Here is a 3,776-nt window from a genome sequence, read left to right on the forward strand (position 1 = left end):
GAGCCACGCGCAGTAGCCACTCCCCGCGCCGCGTCTGCAAATCCCCCATAAATCCTCCTGCTTGATAAAAACCTCAGCATGACGAAAAAAGGAAAGGGCGTTTAGATGGGAGGGCTAGGCGCTTACAAAGCATTAACCGACATGCAGATATTAAGCAATGCCAATAAAGCACAATTAGCTAGCCTTGATCCAGCCAGAGATAAAATATACATCCTTGGGCATGGCGGGCCAGGAAACCCTTATCTACATTCCACTCCTTGCGATAAGGAGGAAAAGATACCTCCAGGCTACTTAGCGGAAGAACTGAAACTAGGTGGTTTATCAAGGAATTTCCGTGACTTCCGCCTTACTAGCTGCAATAGTGCCGATGCGCGTGAACCTTTATCATTCAGCCATGCTGATTTACGCGCGGCCACCCTGCCCAAATTAGGCCACCGATCCTGGTTGCTATGTGGTGCTCAATCAGAAGCTAAAGTAGCTTTAGCTCAAACTTTCTCCGAGACTTTATCACTACTCGGGTTTAACAATGCAGAGGTAACAGGCTATCACGGATCGGGAAAAGTATTCAGCCTAGCAAATTGTTCAACGCAGGAAATTAAAGGGGATATAGCAAGGCGCTCTAGCGTAAAAAGTACCTATAAGGCAGATGAGCTTGGGCATGCGCAAATCATCCAAAAACATTCTGTTCCCCCCCCTGTAAGAGCCTATAAATCTTTCTGTGCAAACACCTGTGGAATTATTGGTGTTTTACACAGAAAGATCCTGCATCATCTCCATTGAATCGAAGAGAGAGTTGCCGAGCTAAGTCTGGTCTTTTACTTCTGAATATCCATTCCTCGAGTTCTGCCTATGTACCTTAATTTCTCTTCCTCCCACAGCGGATATTGTCGCTCTATTAGTTTTTCAAAACTCTCCTGCGCTAGCTTACGATTAGTTTGATTATTGAACACAACAAAGTTCAGCATTGTTACAAAGAAATCCTTGGCAAAGGAGTCCTCTTTATCTAGGCCCACTTTTTGACAATCAAGAAAATATTCAGCTTCAAGGTGAACAGCAGATTGTTTAGTAACCAAATTCTGAGCCAATTTTAAAAACGAATCCTCCCCAGATGAGTTTTCATATAAACAATCATTAGATAGTTTCTCCCACCTTGAGCTTTCATTGATCCCTTTTAAATTCATGTAATGCATCATTGGTGCGCTGAGGCTGTTCTCCCCCCAACGTTCTAAGTGCACATGAGTAGCCTTGCTATTTAGCTTTCCTCCTACATTGACCGTAAGGCCTGCCGCCGGGGTAACAATTGGAACGGCACCAGATAATTTAGCGATCCGCTCTGTAGTCACCCGAGTCAATTGCAGCTGATACCCTTTGGCTGCATGAGGAAAAGCCTCTGCTTGCTGATAATTAGGCTGAAAAAATCGAAACATCACTTTAAGACTACCCTCCAGCTCAAGTTGTAAGCTCATTTTACTCATTTCGGCATTTAGTGTATCAGCACTAACACCTGGTAAATTAATTTGCTTAGCCAGTGCTACAGCAATTTTATTCAGGCCACCAGCATCCAATACCATGCCTGCTGTAAGCGTTAGCGTCAGATCCCTATAGTCCCCTGCACGATACAATTTGTGATGAATCAAGCGGGCTTCCGTATATATTACTTTGCCCCCTGCCCCAAGCGCAGGAATACCTGCAGCTAAGTTAAGCTCTACAGTCCGTGAGTATTTCTTTACTTTTATAACGTCAGTAAAGCTTGTTTTTTGAGCAAACACCTTTTTGTCAAAGGAAATGGGAGGAGAATATAATTGATCACCCAAGCCCTTTAGTCGCGCCAACACAGCCTCGTGCGAATCGCATTTCGTAACTTGATAGAGAAGCAAAGCATGCAATTTACATAAATCAGCGAGCACATTTTCTCGGGAGGTTTTGAACTCTCTATCCCACATCACCTCACATTTATTTTTTATTGACTTACGATCACTTGAAGATGCAATGTCAATTTCATAATCATATTGCTGTACTTTAAGGCAGAAATTCTTGAATTGATGATCAAGTACATCAGTTGATTTATTTAGATCCACTTCAGAAACAGGTTTTTTATAAAAAAACCAAGACTTAAAAATGGGTCTTACTAAAGGAAACCTTTCATACGCAGCCTGCTCCCCTGACTTCAGTACAAGCTTCAGCCGCGCTCGCTCCAAATCCTTAGCTTGGCTTTCTATAACATTTTTCAGCGTAACTGGCACTTCTATATCAAGGGTGGTTTCCTCGATATTTCCACCTACACCGACACTAAATCCAGCCGCGTTAACACCGAGCGTACCTGCCAACCTCAATGTACGAGCACTTGCATCAAAAGGTGGGGCAGTAGATTTTTTTCCAATGATTGACTCATTCTGATGAGAAAGCTCCACCACAGTATGTACGCGAGGAGGTGTAGTACGAGCATCCGGGATAAGCTGATCTATTTTATGCTGTAATTCTGGTGTACAACGCAAACCTTTTGGAATTGTGTGAGCAGTTGAAGTACGCTGCCTATTAGGATCTGTAGGCATAATATCGTGTTTAAAAACGAAATTTGGGGCTAAACCGTTATCACGCAATGAAGTAATACTGGATTGCTGATTGACTGCCGTCTGGATGATTCTTGGATACCTTGCCAACTCGTTTTTTTTAACCAAACGAGCTAATAACCCACGATTTTTTCCTGAGCTCTGTTGGCGCGAACCACTGAGAGACTTGTCTACCTTTCTATGCGCATAGTGCTTAATGCTATTATATTCATGTGAATGAGTGACTTGAGCTACGCCTTCTGCCTTTGAGGCAAACACCCCTGCGACCCCCCTTCCAAAAACCCCAAATGAAAATTGTTTCGCAGTAGTAACGCTACTATCATCGTTACTCTGCATAGAACAAGCAAAGCCTCCCTTAATCCCCCCTTCTGCTTTGAGCCCTATTCCTGCCGCTTCTGAACCGAACCCAAGCCCCAAAGATAGCTCACCGCCCCTTTCTTGATATGTACCAGGTCGATTATATTCATGGCACTCCTCCTCAATATGACTAAGCGCTTTCATGCGACATAGCTCAGCCCACTTAGCCTTTGTCTCCACCTCTAAATGGCGACTCAGTGAGGTTAACTCCCTTGAAAACCCCTCATTACGATCCTTTGAAAACTGCTGCCTCAATTTTTTGAAGTTAAGTGAAAGTACGGCATAATCCTTTTCCCCTAACTCGCCTCCTCCACTATTAAAAACAGTGTCAACATCCTTAATAATTAATCGACATTTTTCCTTGCTTGCTAAATCCATGTGCTTCATTTTCTCTGTTAACCGATTCTTTAAGGCATCCCAAAGATCAAAGCTGTTTTGCACATCGTGGCTATAATTTTCTTCCGACAAAACACATTCAACGCCAATTAGAGGCAACCTTGACCTCGAACCCGACATTGAAGAAGAACATACATTTAATATGGGGTTCTTTGTCTCTACAGATAAATGGGTAAAAGGCATGTAAAGTCCTTATTTCACGATTAATTTATTTAATAGTGACTCAGTCCCCCTCATTTTTAAGTGCGACTAAAAACAGGGATTAGGAAATAACTACCGATCACTAAACAAAAAAATACTGATGCTACAGATAAATAAACTCACTCTCGGTAATTGTCAAGATAGTTGAGATGTTTTTACGATTTAAGCGACCTGTAATTCCTCGCCTGTTTTAGGCTCAATAGCCCGGTCCGGGTTCAATTGCACTTCATCTTGCCAGCTCCAGTTCCGAGT

General features: G+C 42.9%; 2 protein-coding genes. One reads left to right on the top strand and one right to left on the bottom strand.

Features of this window, described 5'->3' with window-relative positions; translation table 11 throughout:
- The first annotated feature begins 105 nt into the window (after nt 1-105).
- Entirely contained in the window at nt 106-780 is a 675-nt protein-coding gene (locus CSQ88_RS22025) for a hypothetical protein (protein WP_099400204.1), read from the top strand.
- A 35-nt stretch (nt 781-815) separates the two neighbouring features.
- On the opposite strand, the gene CSQ88_RS22030 is transcribed toward CSQ88_RS22025, so the two are convergent.
- The gene (locus CSQ88_RS22030) at nt 816-3,506 is read right to left on the bottom strand and encodes a hypothetical protein (protein WP_143449569.1); all 2,691 of its coding nucleotides are present in this window, start codon (nt 3,504-3,506) and stop codon (nt 816-818) included.
- Nucleotides 3,507-3,776: the final 270 nt, after the last annotated feature.

This window comes from Iodobacter sp. BJB302, from assembly GCF_002735645.1.
Taxonomy (GTDB): Bacteria; Pseudomonadota; Gammaproteobacteria; order Burkholderiales; family Chitinibacteraceae; genus Iodobacter.